This window comes from Streptomyces sp. NPDC091972, assembly GCF_044756385.1.
GTDB lineage: Bacteria > Actinomycetota > Actinomycetes > Streptomycetales > Streptomycetaceae > Streptomyces.
Map to the genome: position 1 here is coordinate 303,917 of NZ_JBIVSV010000012.1, position 20,316 is coordinate 324,232.

Consider the following 20,316-nt stretch of genomic DNA (forward strand, 5'->3'; position numbering starts at 1 on the left):
GTACCGGCGCCCCCACCCGCACCCGTGGTGCGGTGGGCCCCCGCCGAAGGCCGATCCGAGGCCGAGCGACGACCACCTCACGCCCCGCCGCACCCCCCTCCCCCACCCCCCATGACACCCTGGAGCCATGCCCGAAGGAGACACCGTCTGGCAAGCCGCGAAGCGCCTCGACAGCGCCCTCGCGGGCAAGGTGCTGACCCGCAGCGACCTGAGGGTGCCGAGATTCGCCACAGCCGACCTCACGGGCCGCAGGGTCCTCGACGTCACCGCCCGCGGCAAACACCTCCTCACCCGCGTCGAAGGCGGTCTGACCCTCCACTCCCACCTCCGCATGGACGGCTCCTGGAGGATCTACGCGGACGACCAGCGCTGGAACGGCGGCCCCACCCACCAGATCCGCGCGATCCTCGCCAACACCGACCTCACCGCCGTCGGCTACCGCCTCCCCGTCCTCGAACTGCTCCGCACCGCGGACGAGCACAAGGCCGTCGGCCACCTCGGCCCCGACCTCCTCGGCCCGGACTGGGACCCCGAGCGCGCCCTCGCCAACCTTCTCCAGGACCCCGCCCGCCCTCTCGGTGAGGCCCTCCTCGACCAGCGCAATCTCGCCGGCGTCGGCAATGTCTTCAAGAGCGAGATCTGCTTCCTGCTCGGTGTCACCCCCTGGCTGCCCGTCGGCGCGCTCCCCGCAGACCGCGCCGCCCAGCTTCCCGTGCTCGCCAAGAGACTCCTGGAGGCCAACCGTGACCGCCCGGTCCGCAACACGACCGGCCGCCGCGGCCCGGACCTGTTCGTCTACGGCCGCGCGCCCCGCCCCTGTCTCCGCTGCCGCACCTCCCTCCGCGTCGCCGACCAGGGCGACGGCTCCCGCGAGCGCCCCACGTACTGGTGTCCGACCTGCCAGACCGGCCCGACACCCGCCCCGCGGCCCAGGACACCGGGCGGACCACACTCCAGAACATCCCGGCGCACAGACAATTGACGGTTCGTCAGAAACGCTCGTACCGTCGCCTCATGGCCGTCAGCGCGTACGACCTCACCGGACGCACCGCGTTCGTCACCGGCGCCGCCGGCGGCATCGGCCGCGCGACCGCCGTCCTGCTCGCCGAGGCGGGCGCCACCGTCCACTGCGCCGATCTCGACGCGCCAGGGCTCGACGGGACGGCGTCCCTGATCAAGGACGCCGGCGGCACCGCGCACACCCATCCCCTCGACGTCACCGACCGCGAACAGCTCCACCGGGCCGTCTCGTCCTGCGAGCACCTGGACGTGCTGGCCGCCGTCGCCGGGATCATGCACAGCAGCCCCGTACTGGAGACTCGGGACGAGGACCTGGACCGGGTCCTGAACGTCAACTTCAAGGGCGTGCTCCACGCCTGCCAGGAGGCGGCCCGTCTGATGCTCGACCGCGGGACGAGGGGCAGCATCGTCACGATGGCTTCCGGCGCCGTGGACACGGGCGGCCCGGGCCTGCTCTGCTACGGCGCGGCCAAGGCAGCCGTCGTACAGCTCACGAAGACACTGGCCACCGAGGTCGGCCGGTACGGCATCCGGGTCAACGCCGTCGCGCCGGGCTGGATCCGCACCCCCATGACCCGCCGCCACGACGAGGACGCCCAGGCGCACACCGAGTCCCTCATGGCCCGTTTGTCGCCGCTGAGGCGCGTGGGCGAACCGGAGGACGTCGCCCACGCCGTGCTCTACCTGGCCTCCGACGCCTCGTGTTTCACGACGGGCCAGATCCTCCGTCCGAACGGCGGGGTGGCGATGCCTTGGTAACCGCAGCCTCCACGCCCTCCACGCCCGTCGCCCCGGCCCCGCCGGCCCGCCCGGACCCCGGAGGCTTCCCAGGCCGCCCCGGCCCCGCAGGACGCCCGGCCCGCCACGCCTGACCCCAGCGCCCCGCGGCCACAGCGCCCGCGGCCCGCGCCTTCGGCACACAGTGCACCGGCAGCAGGCTCAGCCCCCACCCGCCCGCCGCGACCGCCCCTTCGAGCACCCCGGCGCCCGGCGCCAGCACCAGTCGTGCCACCGCCCACCACCACAAGGCCCCGAGCCCGAGAGCCACACTCCGGCCCACTGTCGGTCCCGCCATGCAGCCACCTCCAGCCCGGACGCCAGACGGCCGCCCGATCCGCGGGGAGGGCGCACCAAGGGCACACGGACGCACGGCGCGGCCGTCGCTCCAAGATGCACGAAAACCCCGACCGGCGCCTCTCCAGACCAACTGGAGAAGCCCGTCCGGGGCCTCGCAGACTTCCTCTCGGCATGCCATCGGCATACCGAGCGCGCAGGTCACGCCGCTACGACGTCCACCGCTTCGCTCGGCGCCTTGATGGTCACTCGTTCCGGTGGCACACCCTTCACCGACACGGAACCCAGCATCGGGCGCACGGGCGCCGGTACGGGCTCGCTCGGGGTGGCCGCAGCAGACTGGGCCAGCTCGGCGAGGGCGAGTTCGTCGCTCACTTCCCGCATGAGCTCGGACATCCGTACGTCCAGCGCGTCGCAGATCGCGGAGAGCAGTTCGGAGGAAGCCTCCTTCTGCCCCCGCTCCACCTCGGAAAGATAGCCGAGTGAGACTCGGGCGGAGGAGGAGACTTCGCGCAGAGTACGGCCCTGGCGTTGGCGCTGCCGACGCAGCACGTCACCCAGCAGGCGACGGAGCAGAATCATCGGTGGCTCCCTCCTCGGACCGCGTAGCCGCATCCTTCACGCCCCACCGTACCGCCTTGCGCCGCGGCCGTGCGGGGAGCGATGTCGTGTTCACTCAGGGCTGCAAACATCAAAACCCCCCGTTCCGTTCCGTATCCTGTGCCCGCTCATTTCCGGTCTGTTCGCTCGCGAGCTCCTCCAGGAGGAGTGCGAGTACGCTCCGTACACTCTCCATACGAATTTCCGCGCGGTCGCCGTTCAACCGCAGCGCGGTCACTTTCCCGCCACCCGCTGCCTCGGAAGCGCCTGCGGGAGGCCCCTCGACAGCCACGAAAACCGTGCCGACGGGCTTGCCGTCCTGGGGTTCGGGGCCCGCGACTCCGGTGGTCGCGATGCCCCAGTCGGCTCCGAGCGCCTTGCGCACCCCGGCCGCCATCTGGGCCGCGACCTGCGGATCCACCGCACCCCGCTGGTCCAGCAGGGTGGCGTCGACACCCAGCAGCTCACGCTTCAGCTCGGTGGCGTAGGCCGTCACCGAACCCCGGAACGCCCGGGACGCGCCGGGGGTCGCTGTGATTTCCGCCGCAACCAGTCCGCCGGTGAGCGACTCGGCGACCGCGAGCGTCTGACCCTTCACGGTGAGTAGTCGCACCACTTGGGCGGCTGAGGAATTCACGCTTCCGTCTCCTCCAACGCCGCCTTGCGCTCGGCGATTCCCCGTCTGCGCAGCACAATGGCCTGTCTCACATAGTCCAGCCCGGTCGCGACGGTCAGCACGACCGCCACGGCCATCACCCAGAACCTCGCGGTGGCCAGCCACCCCGTGAGCGCCAGGATGTACATCCCCACGGCGATCCCCTGGCTGAGGGTCTTGAGCTTGCCGCCCCGGCTCGCCGGGATCACGCCGTACCGGATGACGAGGAAACGCAGGAGGGTGATCCCGAGTTCCCTGCCGAGGATGACGATCGTCACCCACCAGGGCAGGTCGCCGAGCCCGGACAGACAGATCAGCGCCGCCCCCATGATCGCCTTGTCGGCGATGGGGTCGGCGATCTTCCCGAAGTCCGTGACGAGGTTGTAGGTGCGCGCCAGATGCCCGTCGAACAGGTCGGTGATCATGGCGATCGAGAAGGCCGCCCAGGCGAACGACCGCCACGCGGGGTCGTGCCCGCCGTCGGCCAGCATCAGGGCGACGAAGCCGGGCACGAGGACCAGCCGGAGCATGGTCAGCAGATTGGCGATGTTCCAGACGCTGGCCTGGTTGACGGCCGCGGCCGCGATCTTCGCCCGCGCGGGCTTCGCCCCGGAGTCGGCGTCGGCCTCCGAAGCCGCTCCGGCGACGATCCCCACTCCGGGGACGACGGCAGCCGTACCGGAGACCACGTCCGAGGGGGCGCTCGGTGCCGCGCCGGACGCGGCACCCGGGACCCCGGCCGCCGGTCCGCCCTTCGCAGCGGAGGGGCCACCCGCGGCGGACGCCGGAACTCCGGTCATCTGCCCGCCTCCTCACTACACCCGAGCGAGCCGTCGAGCGGCTCGGCCACCAGGTCGACACCTTCCGTCCCGACCACCTTCGCCTCGACCATACGACCGACACTCAGGCCTTCGCCGCTCGTGAGCAGCACCTGGCCGTCGGTCTCCGGCGCCTGGTGCGCGCCGCGGCCGTACACGCCCTCCTCGTCGACGGACTCGACCAGGACGTGCACGGTCTCGCCGACTCGCTCCTCGGCGCGCTGCGAGACGAGCTCCTCGGCGAGCCGGGAGACCCGCGCGAGCCGCTCGGCGACGACCTCCTCGTCCAGCTTGTTCGCGTACGTCGCGGCTTCGGTGCCCTCCTCGTCGGAGTACCCGAAGACACCGATGGCGTCCAGTCGCGCGCCGTTCAGGAAGCGCTCCAGCTCGGCCAGGTCCGCCTCGGTCTCGCCGGGGAAGCCCACGATGAAGTTGGAGCGCACGCCGGCCTCGGGGGCCTTGCCGCGGATGGTGTCGAGGAGCTCCAGGAAGCGGTCGGTGTCGCCGAAGCGGCGCATCGCGCGCAGCACGTCGGGCGCGGAGTGCTGGAAGGACAGGTCGAAGTAGGGCACGACCTTGGGCGTGGAGGTGAGCACGTCGATCAGGCCGGGCCGCATCTCGGCGGGCTGGAGGTAGCTGACGCGCACACGCTCGAGGCCGTCCACCTCGGCGAGCTCGGGCAGCAGGGACTCCAGCAGCCGGATGTCGCCGAGGTCCTTGCCGTACGACGTGTTGTTCTCGGAGACCAGCATGATCTCCTTGACGCCCTGCTCGGCCAGCCAGCGCGTCTCGTTGAGGACGTCCGAGGGGCGGCGGGAGATGAAGGAGCCGCGGAAGGACGGGATGGCGCAGAAGGAGCAGCGCCGGTCGCAGCCGGAGGCGAGCTTCACCGAGGCGACCGGGGAGCCGTCCAGACGGCGCCGCAGGGGCGCGCGGGGGCCCGAGGCCGGGGCGAGGCCCTCCGGCAGGTCTGCGGGGGCGGGAACGGCCTCCTCGGCCGGACCGTGGCCCGGCAGCGCGACGGACGCCGCCGACTCCTGCCTCGCGGCCGGGCTGATCGGCAGGAGCTTGCGCCGGTCGCGCGGGGTGTGGGCGGCGTGGATGCCCCCGCTGAGGATGGTCTGGAGCCGGTCGGAGATGTCGGCGTAGTCGTCGAAGCCGAGCACTCCGTCCGCTTCCGGCAGCGCCTCGGCGAGGTCCTTGCCGTAGCGCTCGGCCATGCAGCCCACCGCCACGACGGCCTGGGTTCTGCCGTGTCCCTTGAGGTCGTTGGCCTCCAGGAGGGCGTCGACGGAGTCCTTCTTGGCGGCCTCGACGAAGCCACAGGTGTTGACGACGGCGACGTCCGCGTCCGCGGCGTCCTCCACGAGATCCCAGCCGTCCGCCTCCAAACGGCCTGCGAGCTCCTCCGAGTCCACCTCGTTGCGGGCGCAGCCAAGAGTGACAAGTGCGACGGTACGGCGTTCAGGCATGGGCTCAAGACTACTTCGTCCCGCTGACACCCCACGTCGAAGGGGTTGGCCGATCCCGGCCAACCCCTTCGAAACGGAAACCGAACAGCTGCCTAGCCGACCTGCGGGTCGCCCTTGGTGTAGGTCAGGCGCTCCACGGCTCCCGGCTGCCAGTCGTCGTCGATCTTCTTGCCGTTCACGTACAGCTGGATCGCGCCGGCGTCGCCGAGGACGAGGTTGATCTTGTCGCTGTCCTGGAAGGTCTTGCTGTCGCCCTGCTTGAGCAGTCCGTCGAAGAGGGTCCTGCCGTTGTGGTCCTTGGCGAGGATCCAGCTCTTGCCGTCGTCGGCGCTGACCTGCACGGTCACCTTGTCCTGCGGTGCTGCCGCGATGGCGCTGTCGGACGGCGTGGGCTTCGGGTCCTTGGTCTTGTCGGCCTTGGGGGTCGGGGACTTGCTGGTGGAGGGCGTGGTGCCGTCGGCGACCTGTGTGGTCCCGCCGTCGTCGCCGCCCTTGAAGGCGGTGAATCCGACGAAGCCGACCACCGCGACGATCGCGGCGACCATGGCCGCGGTCCAGTTGGGTCCGCGCCGCTCGGGACGGATGCGCTCCGCCTCGAACAGCGGGGCGGCCGGGGTGGGGGCCGGACGGCCGCCGCCGTGATCGGCGGCGTACTGGTCGAGAAGGGGGGCCGGATCCAGATGGACGGCCTTGGCCAGGGTCCGGATGTGGCCCCGGGCGTACACGTCGCCACCGCAGGGGGCGAAGTCGTCCGCCTCGATGGCGTGCACGATGGCGATGCGGACCCTGGTGGCGTTGCTGACGTCGTCGACGGTCAGCCCGGCCGCGATCCGCGCCTGTTTCAGGGCGCGGCCGACGGAGAGGTGGGCTTCCTGCGGGTCGTCTTCGAACGGACGCTCGTCTTCAGGGGAGTTGCCGATGGACACGGGGGCGCCTTTCGAGCGTTTAAGCCACCTGTGCTGGAGGTTCAGTCTAGGGGGGGTGCGAAAGGGTGGGGCAACCGGGCGGTGGGACTTTGTACGCCATCGGAATGGCCGAACACGCCGATGGTCGGGCAGCGACTTTTCGCTTCCCTCAACTTGACGTACGTCGAAGGGAAACGGTTGCTCGATGATCCCTTACGGGTGAGTCACGATCGAACATCGGTGGCCGCACCCGCTCGGGGCTCCCTTTAAGCCTCCCCGCGGATCACCGCGAGCACTCCGTCCAACTCGTCAGCCTTCACAAGAACGTCACGAGCCTTGGATCCCTCGCTGGGTCCGACGATGCCCCGGGACTCCATCAGGTCCATCAGCCGGCCCGCCTTCGCGAACCCGACCCGCAGTTTGCGCTGGAGCATGGAGGTCGACCCGAACTGCGTGGAGACGACCAGCTCGGCCGCCTGGCACAGCAGGTCGAGGTCGTCGCCGATCTCCTCGTCGATCTCCTTCTTCTGCTTGGTGCCCACGACGACGTCGTCCCGGAAGACCGGCGCCATCTGGTCCTTGCAGTGCTGGACGATCGCCGCGACCTCTTCCTCGGTCACGAAGGCGCCCTGCATACGGGTGGGCTTGTTGGCGCCCATCGGCAGGAACAGTCCGTCACCCTTGCCGATCAGCTTCTCCGCTCCCGGCTGGTCGAGGATGACCCGGGAGTCGGCGAGCGAGGAGGTGGCGAAGGCGAGCCGCGAGGGCACGTTCGCCTTGATCAGACCGGTGACGACGTCCACCGACGGCCGCTGGGTGGCGAGCACCAGGTGGATGCCGGCCGCGCGCGCGAGCTGCGTGATCCGCACGATCGCGTCCTCGACGTCCCGCGGGGCCACCATCATCAGGTCGGCGAGCTCGTCGACGATCACCAGCAGGTACGGGTACGGCTGGAGCTCGCGCTCACTGCCCTCGGGCAGTTTGACCTTGCCGTTCCTTATGGCCTCGTTGAAGTCGTCGATGTGCCGGAACCCGTACGCCGCCAGGTCGTCGTAGCGCAGGTCCATCTCCCGTACGACCCATTGGAGCGCCTCGGCGGCCCGCTTCGGGTTGGTGATGATCGGCGTGATCAGGTGCGGGATGCCCTCATAGGCCGTCAGCTCCACGCGCTTGGGGTCGACGAGGACCATGCGCACGTCCTCGGGGGTCGCGCGGACCATGATGGAGGTGATCAGGCAGTTGATGCACGACGACTTACCGGAACCGGTGGCTCCGGCGACGAGCACGTGCGGCATCTTCGCCAGGTTGGCCATCACGTAGCCGCCCTCGACGTCCTTGCCGAGCGCGACCAGCATGGGGTGCTCGTCCTCGGCGGCCGCCGCGAGCCGCAGCACGTCCCCGAGGTTGACCATCTCGCGGTCGGTGTTGGGGATCTCGATGCCGACCGCGGACTTGCCGGGGATGGGGCTGATGATCCGCACGTCCGGGCTGGCGACGGCGTACGCGATGTTCTTGGCCAGCGCGGTGATCCGCTCGACCTTCACGGCGGGGCCGAGCTCGACCTCGTAGCGCGTGACCGTCGGCCCGCGCGTGAAGCCGGTGACGGCGGCGTCGACCTTGAACTCCGTGAAGACGGTCGTCAGCGAGGCGACCACGGCGTCGTTGGCCGCGCTGCGCGCCTTCCCGGGCCCGCCGCGCTCCAGGAGATCGAGGGAGGGCAGCGCGTAGGTGATGTCGCCGGACAGCTGGAGCTGCTCCGCGCGCGCGGGCATCTCGCTCGGAGCCTCGGGGGCGGGCTTGGTGAGGTCGGCGACCTCGACCTTGAGCTTGTCCTGCTTGGGCCGCGCTTCCTGCTTGGGCCGCGCGGCCGGGACCGGGGTGGGTACGGGGGTCGTCTCCACCCGGTCGCCCACGCTGACGCCGTGGGTGAGGTCGGCGACCAGCGGCGAGGGCGGCAGGCCGTGCATGACGACGCCGTCCAGGTCCGCCGCGGCGGCCGCGGCGATGTCCACGGCGTCCATCTGCCGGTCCATCGCGGGCTGCGGGACAGCGGACCGCCGGGGGCGCCCACGGCGCTGCGAGAGGGCCTCCTGCTCCGCTCCGTCGGGGTCGTACGCCTCGGGCGCGGGCGCCGGACCCCGTTTGCGTCCCCGCGCGGGCAGCGCCTCACGCCACTGCTCGTCGTAGCGCTCGTCGTCCTCGCCGAACTCGTCCACCGGGTCGGGCAGGATCCCGAGCCGCACACCGAGCTCCCGCAACCGTCGCGGAATGGCGTTGACCGGGGTGGCCGTGACGACGAGCAGCCCGAAGACGGTGAGCAGCACGAGCAGCGGTACGGCGAGGACCTCGCCCATGGTGTACGTCAGCGGGGTCGCCGCTCCCCAGCCGATGAGGCCGCCGGCGTCCCTTATGGCCTGCATGCCGTCGCTGCGGGCGGGCGCGCCGCACGCGATGTGGACCTGCCCGAGCACGCCGATGACGAGCGCGGACAGCCCGATCACGATCCGGCCGTTGGCCTCGGGCTTCTCGGGGTGCCGGATGAACCGTACGGCGATGACCGCGAGCAGTATCGGCACCAGCAGGTCGAGCCGGCCGAAGGCGCCGGTCACGATGATCTCGACGAGGTCGCCGACGGGGCCGCGCAGGTTCGACCAGGTACCGGCGGCCACGATCAGGCCGAGGCCGAGGAGCAGGAGTGCCACGCCGTCCTTCCGGTGCGCGGGGTCGAGGTTCTTCGCGCCCTGCCCTATCCCGCGGAACACCGCGCCGACGGCGTGGGCGACGCCGAGCCAGAGGGCGCGGATCAGGCGGAGGAGGCCACCGGTCGGGCTGGGCGCCGGCCTCGGCGGCACGGCCTTCTTCGCCGCGGGCTTGCGGGCGGGCGCCTTCTTGGCCGGTGCTCTCTTGGCAGCGGCCTTCTTCGCCGGACCCTTCGCGGGAGCGGCAGCCTTCTTGGCGGGCTGCTTCTTGGCTGCGGAGGGACGTGAGGCCATGGGTGTGAGATTACCGGTGGAGACGACCGCGGACACGTGTGCCCACTGCTTCACCCGTTCGTGTCGCTGCTGAAGAGGTGACGAGCTGACGCGAGCTCACCCACGAGGAAGGCGGGATCACTTGCGCCGCACGCCGGTCCGCCCGGTGTCCGGCAGTGGTTCCGCTCAGTTCTGCGAGGGCAACGACGGGGAACTCCCGGTGCCCGGCTCCAGCGCGTCCAGTGCCCGCCGCAACCCCGTGAGTTTGCGTTCGAGATGGGCGGCGGTGGCCACCGCGGCCGCGTCCGCGGACTCGTCGTCCAGCTGCTTGGAGAGCGCCTCGGCCTGCTCCTCGACCGCCGCGAGCCGCGCGGACAACTCGGCGAGCAGTCCCGCCGGCTCCTTCGCGTCCCCGAGCGCCGCCTTGCCGCCGCCCTCCAACTGGAGCCGCAGCAGCGCCGCCTGCTCCCGGAGCTGGCAGTTCTTCATGTAGAGCTCGACGAAAACCGAGACCTTGGCGCGCAGCACCCACGGGTCGAACGGCTTGGAGATGTAGTCCACCGCACCCGCCGCGTACCCCCGGAAGGTGTGGTGCGGACCGTGGTTGATGGCGGTGAGGAAGATGATCGGGATGTCCCGGGTCCGCTCCCGCCGCTTGATGTGCGCCGCGGTCTCGAAGCCGTCCATGCCAGGCATCTGGACGTCCAGCAGAATCACCGCGAAGTCGTCCGTGAGCAGCGCCTTGAGCGCTTCCTCCCCGGACGATGCCCGCACCAGTGTCTGATCGAGCGCGGAGAGGATGGCCTCCAGCGCCAGCAGATTCTCCGGCCGGTCATCGACCAGGAGGATCTTGGCCTTCTGCACCATGGCCCGCCCTCCTCGCCCCGGATGTGCACCGGGTGCCGCCCCTGGGGACGACTCCCTTTCGCCGCCCGTCCTTGTGCCGGTCATCGTAGCCGCACCCTGTCTGTCGCCACACCCTGTCACCGTGATGTCACTGTGCACGTAGCAGAAACGTAGCGGGAGACCAGAAGGTTCCCCGAATCCCGTACTTCTACACGGCGTCGGGCACACTCGGTCAGCAACTCCGCGTGAACTTCGATGATTCCCCTCACTCCCCCCGCATCCACTGCTGCATGACCGACAGCAGGTGATCGGGATCGACCGGCTTGGTCACGTAGTCGGAGGCGCCCGACTCGATCGCCTTCTCCCGGTCGCCCTTCATGGCCTTGGCGGTCAGCGCGATGATCGGGAGCCCGGCGAACTGCGGCATCCTGCGGATCGCGTTCGTCGTCGCGTACCCGTCCATCTCGGGCATCATGATGTCCATCAGGACGACCGCCACGTCCTCGTGCTGTTCCAGCACCTCGATGCCCTCACGGCCGTTCTCCGCGTAGAGCACCGACAGTCCGTGCTGTTCGAGGACGCTGGTGAGCGCGAAGACGTTGCGGATGTCGTCGTCGACGATCAGGACCTTCTCCCCGCCGAACCGGATGCCCCGGCGCGGCTGCGGCGCGGACTGGTGCTCCACCGCCGACCACTGGTCCGGCTGCCCGATCCGCTGCTCCGGGGCCGGTGCGGTCCTGCGCCGGCGCCGGAAGAGCGCCGCGGCACCGTTCTGCGTCTCCTGGTACGACTTCACCTCGGCCGGAGTCTCGACCTCGGGTCCGGACAGCCCGTTCTCCGACGTGGACGCCACCAGGTCGCCGGCCTCCAGGGCGGGCATGGACTGCTGGTAGCCCTGCGGCGGCAGTTCGCTGGGGTGCAGCGGCAAATACAGCGTGAAGGTCGATCCGCGTCCCGGCTCGCTCTGCGCGTGGATCTCTCCGCCGAGCAGTTGCGCGATCTCCCGCGAGATCGAAAGACCCAGACCGGTGCCGCCGTACTTGCGGCTGGTCGTGCCGTCGGCCTGCTTGAACGCCTCGAAGATCACCCGCATCTTGCTGGCCGCGATGCCGATGCCGGTGTCGGTCACCGAGAACGCGATCAGGTCGGCGTCCGGGTCGCGCAGCGAACCGGCCTCCAGCAGCTGCTCCCTGATCGCCACCGGCACATCCCGCCCGGCGGGCCGGATGACCAGCTCGACGGCCCCGGAGTCGGTGAACTTCACCGCGTTGGACAGCAGGTTGCGCAGCACCTGGAGCAGCCTCTGCTCGTCGGTGTGGAGCGTGGCGGGCAGCTCCGGCGAGACCCGCACGGACAGGTCGAGGCCCTTCTCCGCGGTCAGCGGCCGGAAGGTGGCCTCCACGTAGTCCACGAGCTGCACGAGCGCGATGCGTGTCGGCGAGACGTCCATCTTGCCCGCCTCGACCTTCGACAGGTCGAGGATGTCGTTGATGAGCTGGAGCAGGTCGGAGCCCGCGCCATGGATGGTCTCGGCGAACTCGACCTGCTTCGGGGTGAGGTTGGAGTCGGCGTTGTCGGCGAGCAGCTTGGCGAGGATCAGCAGCGAGTTCAGCGGTGTCCGCAGCTCGTGGGACATGTTGGCCAGGAACTCGCTCTTGTAGCGCATGGACACGGCGAGCTGCTCGGCACGCTCCTCCAGGACCTGCCGCGCCTCCTCGATCTCGGTGTTCTTGACCTCGATGTCACGGTTCTGCTGGGCCAGCAGCTCGGCCTTCTCCTCCAGCTCGGCGTTGGACGCCTGGAGGGCCTTCTGCCGGTTCTCCAACTCGGCCGACCGCTCCCGCAGTTGCTCGGTCAGCTCCTGCGACTGCTTCAGCAGCACCTCCGTCTTGGTGTTGACGGAGATGGTGTTGACGCTGGTCGCGATCATCTCGGCGATCTGGTTGAGGAAGTCCTTCTGGATCTGCGTGAAGGGGGTGAAGGACGCCAGCTCGATGACACCGAGCACCTTGCCCTCGAACAGCACCGGAAGAACGATCACCTGTGCGGGCGGCGCCTCTCCGAGACCGGAGGAGATCTTCAGATAGCCGCTGGGCGCGTTGTCCACCAGGATAGTGCGCTTCTCCTCCGCGGCCGTCCCGATGAGCGCCTCGCCCGGCCGGAACGACGTCGGCATGGAGCCCATCGAGTAGCCGTACGACCCGAGCATCCGCAGCTCGTACTGGTCCTCGGCCTCGGCGCTCATGTCCTTGCCGTCCAGGAGCGGCATCGCGACGAAGAACGCGCCGTGCTGCGCCGTCACCACCGGCGTCAGCTCGCTCATGATCAGCGAGGCCACGTCCTCCAGGTCCCGGCGGCCCTGCATGAGCGCCGAGATACGGGCCAGGTTGCCCTTGAGCCAGTCCTGCTCCTTGTTGGCGATCGTGGTGTCGCGCAGGTTGGCGATCATCTTGTTGATGTAGTCCTGGAGCTCCTGGATCTCCCCGGACGCGTCCACGTCGATCTTGAGGTTCAGGTCGCCCCGGGTCACCGCGGTCGCCACGCGGGCGATCGCGCGGACCTGCCGGGTGAGGTTTCCCGCCATCTCGTTCACGGACTCGGTGAGGTCGCGCCAGGTGCCGTCGACGTCACGCACGCGTGCCTGGCCGCCGAGCTGCCCCTCGGTACCCACCTCGCGGGCGACGCGGGTGACCTCCTCGGCGAAGGACGAGAGCTGGTCGACCATCGTGTTGATGGTCGTCTTCAGCTCCAGGATCTCGCCACGGGCGTCGATGTCGATCTTCTTGGTCAGGTCGCCCTTGGCGATGGCGGTGGTCACCATGGCGATGTTCCGCACCTGACCGGTCAGGTTGGACGCCATCTGGTTCACGGACTCGGTGAGGTCCTTCCAGGTGCCGGCCACACCGGGCACCCGCGCCTGGCCGCCCAGGATGCCGTCCGTGCCCACCTCACGGGCCACCTTGGTGACCTGATCGGCGAACGAACTCAGCGTCTTCACCATGGTGTTGAAGGTGTCGGCGAGCTGTGCCACCTCACCGCGCGCCTCGATCGTCACCGTCCGCGTGAGGTCACCGTTGGCGACCGCGTTCGCGACCTGGGAGATGTTGCGCACCTGCATGGTCAGGTTGTTGGCCATCAGGTTCACGTTGTCGCTGAGGTCCTTCCAGATGCCCGTGACACCCGGAACGTGCGCCTGGCCTCCCAGGATGCCCTCGGTGCCCACCTCGCGGGCCACCCGCGTCACCTGCTCGGCGAAGGACGACAGCTGGTCGACCATCGTGTTGACGGTGGTGACGAGTTCGAGGATCTCGCCCTTCGCGTCGACGGTGATCTTCTTGGAGAGATCGCCCTTGGCGACCGCGGTCGTGACCTCGGCGATGTTGCGCACCTGGATGGTCAGGTTGTTCGCCATGAAGTTCACGGACTGCGTGAGGTCCTTCCAGGTGCCGGAGACCCCCTGCACCTCGGCCTGCCCGCCCAGGATGCCCTCGGTGCCCACTTCACGGGCCACCCGCGTCACCTGGTCGGCGAAGCTGGAGAGCTGGTCGACCATCGTGTTGAGCGTGTTCTTCAGCTCCAGAATCTCGCCCCGGGCGTCCACGTCGATCTTCTGCGACAGGTCACCCCGGGCCACCGCGGTGGCCACCTGGGCGATGTTGCGCACCTGGGCAGTGAGGTTTCCCGCCATCCCGTTCACGGAGTCGGTCAGGTCACGCCACACCCCGGCGACACCGGGCACCTGCGCCTGTCCGCCGAGCCGGCCCTCGGTGCCCACCTCACGGGCCACCCGGGTCACCTGGTCGGCGAAGGCGGAGAGCTGGTCGACCATCGTGTTGATGGTGTTCTTCAGCTCCAGGATCTCGCCCCGGGCGTCCACGTCGATCTTCTGCGACAGGTCACCCCGGGCCACCGCCGTCGTCACCTGGGCGATCTGCCGCACCTGCGAGGTGAGGTTGCCACCCATGAAGTTGACGGAGTCGGTGAGCTCCTTCCAGGTCCCGGAGACGCCGGGCACCACGGCCTGACCGCCCAGCCGGCCCTCGGTGCCCACGTCCCGGGCCATTCGCGTCACCTGGTCGGCGAACGCCGAGAGCTGGTCCACCATCGTGTTCACGGTGTTCTTCAGCTGGAGCATCTCGCCGGAGACGTCCACGGTGACCTTCTGCGACAGGTCGCCGTTGGCCACCGCCGTGGTCACCTGGGCGATGTTCCGCACCTGTCCGGTGAGGTTCCTGAACGCGGTGTTGACGGAGTCGGTGAGGTCCTTCCAGGTACCGGCGGCACCGGGCACCTGCGCCTGACCGCCCAGCTCACCTTCGACACCGATCTCACGCGCCACGCGTGTGACCTCGGCACCGAACGCGGAGAGCTGGTCCACCATCCCGTTGACGGTGTTCTTCAACTCCAGCATCTCGCCGGCCACGTCCACGGTGACCTTCTGCGACAGGTCACCGTTGGCCACGGCCGTGGTCACGGCGGCGATGTCGCGCACCTGGGTGGTGAGGTTCCGGAAGACCGTGTTCACCGAGTCGGTGAGGTCCTTCCACGTCCCCGCCGCACCCGGCACGTTCGCCTGTCCGCCGAGCTGTCCCTCGGCACCGACCTCGTTGGCCACCCGTGTGACCTCGTCCGCGAAGATCCGCAGCGTCTCGGTCATCTGGTTGATCGTGTCGGCCAGCTGGGCGACCTCGCCGCGTGCGGAGACCGTCACCTTCTGCGACAGGTCACCGCTGGCCACCGCCGTCGTCACCTGGGCGATCCCGCGCACCTGGGCCGTGAGGTTGCCGGCCATGAGGTTCACCGAGTCGGTGAGGTCCTTCCACACCCCGGCCACACCCGGCACCTGTGCCTGACCGCCCAGCTCACCCTCGACACCCACCTCGCGGGCGACACGGGTCACCTCGGAGGAGAAGGAGGAGAGCTGGTCGACCATCGTGTTGACGGTGTTCTTCAGCTCCAGCATCTCGCCGGCCACGTGCACGGTGACCTTGCGGGACAGGTCGCCCTTGGCGACCGCCGTGGTCACCAGCGCGATGTCCCGCACCTGGGCCGTCAGCCGGTACGCCATGGTGTTGACGGACTCGGTCAGGTCCTTCCAGGAACCCGACATGCCCCGCACGCGTGCCTGTCCGCCGAGCTTGCCCTCGGTACCGACCTCGCTGGCCACCCGGGTGACCTCGTCGGTGAAGGTCGAGAGCTGGTCGACGAGGTTGTTCACCGTCCGCCCGACCTTGAGGAACTCCCCGCGCAGCGGATGCCCGGTGCCGTCCGGCGCCTGGGTCCTGAGCTCCATGCGCGGGGACAGATCGCCCTCCGCGACCGCGGACAGCACCCGGCCGACCTCGGAGACGGGCCGTACGAGATCGTCCACCAGCGCGTTGGAGGCGTCGATGGCGGCCGCCCAGGAGCCCTCACAGGCGCCTGTTTCCAGCCGTTCTGTGAGCTTGCCCTCACGGCCCACCATGCGCCGCACCCGGGACAGCTCGCCCGTCAGATGCAGATTGCGGTCGGCGACCTCGTTGAAGACGGCCGCGATCTCCGACATCACCCCGTCGCCGGACACGGTGAGCCGCTTGCGGAAGTTCCCGTCGCGCATCGAGACCAGCGCCGTCAGCAGCCGGTCCAGCGCAGCCGTGTCGACCGCGGTGGTCCCGCCCCGCGGTTTGCGCTGGCCGCTCGGGGACTGTCCACCCTTCGCGCGCGTCCTAGTGCCCCGCGTCGCTGCGCCAGACTCCACTGTGTCCCTCCCGCAGGGGTCGACCGTTACTGCTGTGCTCGGGTGCCACCGCGCGGCACACCGGTTGCTGTCGCGTGCTTCTGCCTACTACAGCGATATTTCAGCCAGGCGTGCGGAGCCGTACCACGGGCTGCTGCCCGCCGTACGCGCGAGCCACTCGGCCTGCCCGAACCTTCTTCAGAAGCCTGCCCAGTGTTTCACCCTGGTAGAACCCGGCCATAACAGTTCGGCAGCTTCGCACATCGTCCGCACACCCTCCGGACGGAAACACTGCAGACCGGCATCCGCATGGCCGTCGAAGGTAAGTAACCTTGCATGCGGCTGTCCAGCCGAGCCGGTCCCGTCCGGCCTGGGCGGTGGCACGAGCACGAGCGGGCATCGGAGGGCGGCCGCACACATGACCACCGGACTGATCCCCGGGGGACAGAACCCGGATCCCCGGCCGACGGGCGGTCTGCCGCAGCAGCGGCACGAGCCGGTCGGCCAGGCAGCCCTGCACGTCGACAACCGGTCGAGGAGTTCTGTGATCACCGCGCGCGCGGCCGCCAGCTTCGAGCCCCTCGGACGATCGGTCGCGACCGCCCGTTCCTTCGTCCGGGACACCCTCCAGGGCTGGGGCTTCGCCGACATCGTCGACGACGCGGTGGTCCTCACCAGCGAGCTCGTCACCAATGCCGTGGTGCACGCGGGCACCTCCGCCGACGTGCTGTGCCTGCGGAGCGACGACGGTGTACGGATCGAGGTGGCCGATCGCTACCCCGAGCGGGAGATCCCCCTCCAGGGCCAGGCCGTCAACATGGGCAACCTCGACCGCGAGGGCGGCCGCGGCCTCCAGCTCTGCGCGGCGCTCGCCGGCCGGTGGGGCGTCGAGTACACGCCCACCCACAAGCAGGTGTGGTTCCAACTCGACCTGCCCGAACGCCCGGTGGGCACCCGCACGGCCGGCCCTTCGCTGCCCGCGGACCTCCTCCCGCTGGCCGACGGCCGCGTCCGCGTCGCCGTGGTGCAGATCGACCGCACGTGCGCCATCACCTCGTGGAACGAGGACGCCGAGGAACTCTTCGGCTACGCCGCCGAACAGGTCATCGGCAAGCCCCTGACGGACCTCGCGGCCTGGCCCCACACCCCGGGCACCGGCACCGGAATCGCCGAGGCCCTCCAGCTCTCGCGCTGGGAGGGCAGCTACGGCATAAGGGCCGCCAACGGCCGCGTCACCTCGGTCTACGCCTCCCACCTGCGCGTCCGCGACACCGGCGGCGAGCCCTCCACCGTCTGCCTCCTGGTGCGCGACCACGAGCGGGCCGTACTCCAGACACCGTTGCGCGGCCCCGCCACCGACACGGCCACCTCCGCCGACGGCCAGAGCACCGATCCGTTCGAGGTGTTCATCGGCTCCCCCGCCCCGGACGACCTCGACGGCCTCCTCCAGCGCACGGTCGAACGCGCGCGCGACATGCTCGACGGCGACTCCGCCTTCCTGCTCCTCGCGACCGACGACGAGACGGAGCTGGAGGTCCGCGCCTCCACCGGCCTGCCCTCCGCCCGGCAGCGCTTCGCGCGCGTGCCCGTCGAGGCGGGCCCCGGCAGATACGGCTCCGCCCGCATGCCGGCCGTCCACGACGACCTGTCGGCCGTCCCGGGGGCCGTACCGCTCCTGAGCGGCACCGGCATGCGCTCGGTCGTCACCGTCCCGCTGAAGGTCGAGGGCCGCCTCACCGGCTCCCTCGGCGTGGCCGCGGAGGGAGCCGGCAGATACTCGAACGAAGAGGCCCTGCGCCTCCAGTTCGCCGCCGACCGCATCGCGTTGGCCGTCGAGTCGGCCCGCCTGGGCGAACTCGAACGCCTGCGCCGCGGTTCCCTGAGCTTCCTCGTCGAGGCCTCCGACCTCCTCGCGGGCACCCTGGACCGCGACCAGACGCTGGCCCTCATGGCCCAGATGACCGTCCCCACCCTGGCCACCTGGTGTGCCGTCTACACGATCGCCGACCAGGCCTCGGATCCCTATCTGTCGTACGTCCTGCACGAGGACGAGGAACTCATCGACGGCATCAAGTCGTTGCTGTCGAAGATCCAGCCCCCGGACCCGGTCCCCACCCCCGGCGCCCGGGTCTGGTCGGCCCCCTCCGAGGCGGCCCACCAGGCGGCCCTGCGCAGCTCCATGCGCAGCCTCGGCCTCAGCGGCGGCCCCACCCACCAGATCGCCTCCGGGATCGGCCCCACGCTCGCCACGGCCTCCGCGGTCGGCGGCGAGACCGTCGTCCTCCCCCTGGTCGCCCGCAACCGCGTCATCGGCATGCTGACCCTCGGCAAGCCCGCCGACGAACACTTCCGCCAGGAAATCCTGGAACTGGCCGAGGACTTGAGCCGCAGGGCCGCCCTCGCCCTCGACAACGCCCGCCTCTACTCCGAGCGCACGGCCATCAGCCAGTCCCTCCAGCGCAGCCTCTTGCCGCCCGAGCTCCCCGAGATCGACGGCGTCGAGGTCGAGGTCATCTACCGCGCGGCCGGCGAGGGCAACGAGGTCGGCGGTGACTTCTACGACGTCTTCCCCATCAGTGACGGCGCGTACGGCTTCGCCATCGGCGACGTCTGCGGCACGGGCCCCAACGCGGCGGCGGTGACGGGCCTCGCACGGCACGCCCTGCGCCTCCTGGCCAGGGAGGGCCTGAGCGGCCCGGCCGTCCTGGAGCGCCTGAACTCCGCGATCCTCGACGAGGGCGCCCGCAGCCGCTTCCTGACTCTCCTCTACGGCGAGTTGTGGCCGCAGGAGGACGGCAGCGCCCGCCTGAAGGTCGTCTGCGCCGGCCATCCCCTCCCGCTCCGGCTGCGTCAGGACGGCACCGTGGAACCGGCCGCCGAACCCCAGCCCCTCCTCGGCGTCATGGACGACCTGGAGCTCTACGAGGAGACGGTCACGCTCGACCCGGGCGATGTCCTCCTCTGCGTCACCGACGGCGTCACCGAGCGCCGGGAAGGCACCCGCATGCTGGGCGACGACGGGCTCGCCGACGTCCTCACCACCTGCACGGGCCTGACGGCCGGCGCGGTCGCCGCCCGCATCATGCGCGCGGTCGAGCGTTTCGCCTCGGACGCCCCGTCCGACGACATGGCGATCCTGGCGATGCGCGTCCCGGGCCTGCACAACGACTGAGAGAGCGCACGAAAAAGGCCCCGCCCGAATGGGCGGGGCCTTTTGGCTGGAGCCCCCAAACGGAATCGAACCGTTGACCTTCTCCTTACCATGGAGACGCTCTGCCGACTGAGCTATAGGGGCCTGTCGCTTTTTCGAGGTTTCCCCCGCGGCAACGGAATAGATCATACCCCGAACAGACCCGTGCTCCCAACTCGCTCAGAAAGCGGGCTGAAGCAGTCCCCCGAGAGCATTGCACGCGGCCACGACTCGCTGCATGTCCCGCTTTGTCAGCGAGGCATCCACCGGCAGGGCGAGCGTCTCGTCGGCGGCCGACTCGGTCTCCGGCAACGACACACAACGCCGGAACTCGGGCAGCCGGTGCACGGGCGTCTTCACCGGAACACGGCACTCAACACCCTTGCCCCGCAGGGCCCGGGCGAACGCGTCCCGGTCCGGCCGCCCGTTGCCGGGCACCCGCACGACGTACTGCTGATACGTGTGCCCGTCCCCGCCATCGGGCGTGCGCACCCCGCGCAACTTCCCGTCGAGATAACAGGCCCGCTCCCGACGCTGCGCTATCTCGTCGTACGGTGCATCGGACTCGCCCTCCTGCAGCACCAGCAACCCGTGCCGCCGCCCGACCGCGTGCAGCGAAGCCATGTCGGCCGGCCGCCCGAACCGGTGGACGACAACGACGGCCGCCGTACGCGGAGTTACGGCCGCTTCGACAGCGGACGCGTCAAGGCAGTAACTGACCGGATGTATGTCCGCGAACACCGGCAGCGCACCCGTGAGCGTCACCGCCTCGGCGACCTCGACGTTCCCGAAGGCCGGTACGACGACCTCGTCACCGACTCCGACGCCGGCGGCCCTGAGCATTGCAGCAGTACCCATGCTGCGGATGGTGGTGGCGCAACGTGAACTTCAAGTGACGCACAACAAAAAAGGGTTGGACCCCGAACCGAAGTTCAGGATCCAACCCTTTCAAGAATTGTTCGGCGGTGTCCTACTCTCCCACAGGGTCCCCCCTGCAGTACCATCGGCGCTGTAAGGCTTAGCTTCCGGGTTCGGAATGTAACCGGGC

General features: G+C 69.9%; 12 protein-coding genes, 1 tRNA gene and 1 rRNA gene. 3 read left to right on the forward strand and 11 right to left on the reverse strand.

Annotated features, from left to right (window positions below; translation table 11 throughout):
• Nucleotides 1–127: 127 nt before the first annotated feature.
• Nucleotides 128–982 (forward strand): Fpg/Nei family DNA glycosylase, encoded by an 855-nt coding sequence (locus ACIQJT_RS31710; RefSeq protein ID WP_402649289.1) that lies wholly within the window; start codon nucleotides 128–130, stop codon nucleotides 980–982.
• Nucleotides 983–1,014: 32 nt separating this feature from the next.
• Nucleotides 1,015–1,779 carry an SDR family NAD(P)-dependent oxidoreductase gene (locus ACIQJT_RS31715; RefSeq protein WP_402649290.1) on the forward strand — a complete coding sequence of 255 codons (765 nt, stop codon included), beginning with the start codon at nucleotides 1,015–1,017 and terminating at the stop codon, nucleotides 1,777–1,779.
• Between the two features lie 516 nt (nucleotides 1,780–2,295).
• Here ACIQJT_RS31715 and ACIQJT_RS31720 read toward each other — a convergent pair.
• The 8 genes from ACIQJT_RS31720 to ACIQJT_RS31755 all read right to left on the reverse strand — a co-directional run bounded on the left by ACIQJT_RS31720 (nucleotide 2,296) and on the right by ACIQJT_RS31755 (nucleotide 16,099).
• Nucleotides 2,296–2,676 carry a helix-turn-helix domain-containing protein gene (locus ACIQJT_RS31720; protein WP_007385114.1) on the reverse strand — a complete coding sequence of 127 codons (381 nt, stop codon included), beginning with the start codon at nucleotides 2,674–2,676 and terminating at the stop codon, nucleotides 2,296–2,298.
• 109 nt (nucleotides 2,677–2,785) lie between these two features.
• Nucleotides 2,786–3,331, reverse strand: coding sequence for a CinA family protein (locus tag ACIQJT_RS31725; protein WP_365456282.1), 546 nt, complete (start codon nucleotides 3,329–3,331; stop codon nucleotides 2,786–2,788).
• Nucleotides 3,328–4,149 (reverse strand): CDP-diacylglycerol--glycerol-3-phosphate 3-phosphatidyltransferase, encoded by an 822-nt coding sequence (pgsA, locus tag ACIQJT_RS31730; protein ID WP_365456279.1) that lies wholly within the window; start codon nucleotides 4,147–4,149, stop codon nucleotides 3,328–3,330. The genes ACIQJT_RS31725 and pgsA overlap by 4 nt, the downstream gene beginning before the upstream one ends.
• Nucleotides 4,146–5,639 (reverse strand): 30S ribosomal protein S12 methylthiotransferase RimO, encoded by a 1,494-nt coding sequence (rimO, locus tag ACIQJT_RS31735; protein ID WP_365456276.1) that lies wholly within the window; start codon nucleotides 5,637–5,639, stop codon nucleotides 4,146–4,148. Before rimO ends, pgsA begins: the two co-directional genes overlap by 4 nt.
• A gap of 92 nt (nucleotides 5,640–5,731) precedes the next feature.
• Nucleotides 5,732–6,565: a RodZ domain-containing protein gene (locus tag ACIQJT_RS31740; protein WP_365456273.1), complete on the reverse strand. Its 834-nt coding sequence runs from the start codon at nucleotides 6,563–6,565 to the stop codon at nucleotides 5,732–5,734.
• 245 nt (nucleotides 6,566–6,810) lie between these two features.
• On the reverse strand, nucleotides 6,811–9,537 hold the full coding sequence (locus tag ACIQJT_RS31745) for a DNA translocase FtsK (protein ID WP_365456270.1): 2,727 nt from the start codon (nucleotides 9,535–9,537) through the stop codon (nucleotides 6,811–6,813).
• Nucleotides 9,538–9,702: 165 nt separating this feature from the next.
• A complete protein-coding gene (locus ACIQJT_RS31750) occupies nucleotides 9,703–10,383 on the reverse strand; it encodes a response regulator (protein WP_365456267.1) in 681 nt (226 codons plus the stop codon).
• Between the two features lie 244 nt (nucleotides 10,384–10,627).
• Nucleotides 10,628–16,099, reverse strand: a complete 5,472-nt coding sequence (locus tag ACIQJT_RS31755) for a HAMP domain-containing protein (protein ID WP_402649291.1) — start codon at nucleotides 16,097–16,099, stop codon at nucleotides 10,628–10,630.
• A 397-nt stretch (nucleotides 16,100–16,496) separates the two neighbouring features.
• On the opposite strand from ACIQJT_RS31755, the gene ACIQJT_RS31760 reads away from it, so the two are divergent.
• Entirely contained in the window at nucleotides 16,497–19,250 is a 2,754-nt protein-coding gene (locus tag ACIQJT_RS31760) for a SpoIIE family protein phosphatase (RefSeq protein ID WP_402649292.1), read from the forward strand.
• Between the two features lie 47 nt (nucleotides 19,251–19,297).
• On the opposite strand, the gene ACIQJT_RS31765 is transcribed toward ACIQJT_RS31760, so the two are convergent.
• The 3 genes from ACIQJT_RS31765 to rrf all read right to left on the reverse strand — a co-directional run.
• A tRNA-Thr gene (locus ACIQJT_RS31765) sits at nucleotides 19,298–19,373 on the reverse strand.
• 75 nt (nucleotides 19,374–19,448) lie between these two features.
• Nucleotides 19,449–20,111, reverse strand: coding sequence for a DegT/DnrJ/EryC1/StrS family aminotransferase (locus tag ACIQJT_RS31770; RefSeq protein ID WP_365457195.1), 663 nt, complete (start codon nucleotides 20,109–20,111; stop codon nucleotides 19,449–19,451).
• Nucleotides 20,112–20,225: 114 nt separating this feature from the next.
• Nucleotides 20,226–20,316: ribosomal RNA gene (gene rrf / locus ACIQJT_RS31775) — 5S ribosomal RNA — on the reverse strand; the annotation flags it as partial.

Bases quoted from the DNA above. Each gene is read 5' to 3' on its own strand.
- ACIQJT_RS31710 (WP_402649289.1), top strand. From the start codon at position 128: ATGCCCGAAGGAGACACCGTCTGGCAAGCCGCGAAGCGCCTCGACAGC.
- ACIQJT_RS31715 (WP_402649290.1), top strand. From the start codon at position 1,015: ATGGCCGTCAGCGCGTACGACCTCACCGGACGCACCGCGTTCGTCACC.
- ACIQJT_RS31720 (WP_007385114.1), bottom strand. From the start codon at position 2,676: ATGATTCTGCTCCGTCGCCTGCTGGGTGACGTGCTGCGTCGGCAGCGC.
- pgsA (WP_365456279.1), bottom strand. From the start codon at position 4,149: ATGACCGGAGTTCCGGCGTCCGCCGCGGGTGGCCCCTCCGCTGCGAAG.
- rimO (WP_365456276.1), bottom strand. From the start codon at position 5,639: ATGCCTGAACGCCGTACCGTCGCACTTGTCACTCTTGGCTGCGCCCGC.
- ACIQJT_RS31745 (WP_365456270.1), bottom strand. From the start codon at position 9,537: ATGGCCTCACGTCCCTCCGCAGCCAAGAAGCAGCCCGCCAAGAAGGCT.
- ACIQJT_RS31750 (WP_365456267.1), bottom strand. From the start codon at position 10,383: ATGGTGCAGAAGGCCAAGATCCTCCTGGTCGATGACCGGCCGGAGAAT.
- ACIQJT_RS31760 (WP_402649292.1), top strand. From the start codon at position 16,497: ATGACCACCGGACTGATCCCCGGGGGACAGAACCCGGATCCCCGGCCG.
- ACIQJT_RS31770 (WP_365457195.1), bottom strand. From the start codon at position 20,111: ATGCTCAGGGCCGCCGGCGTCGGAGTCGGTGACGAGGTCGTCGTACCG.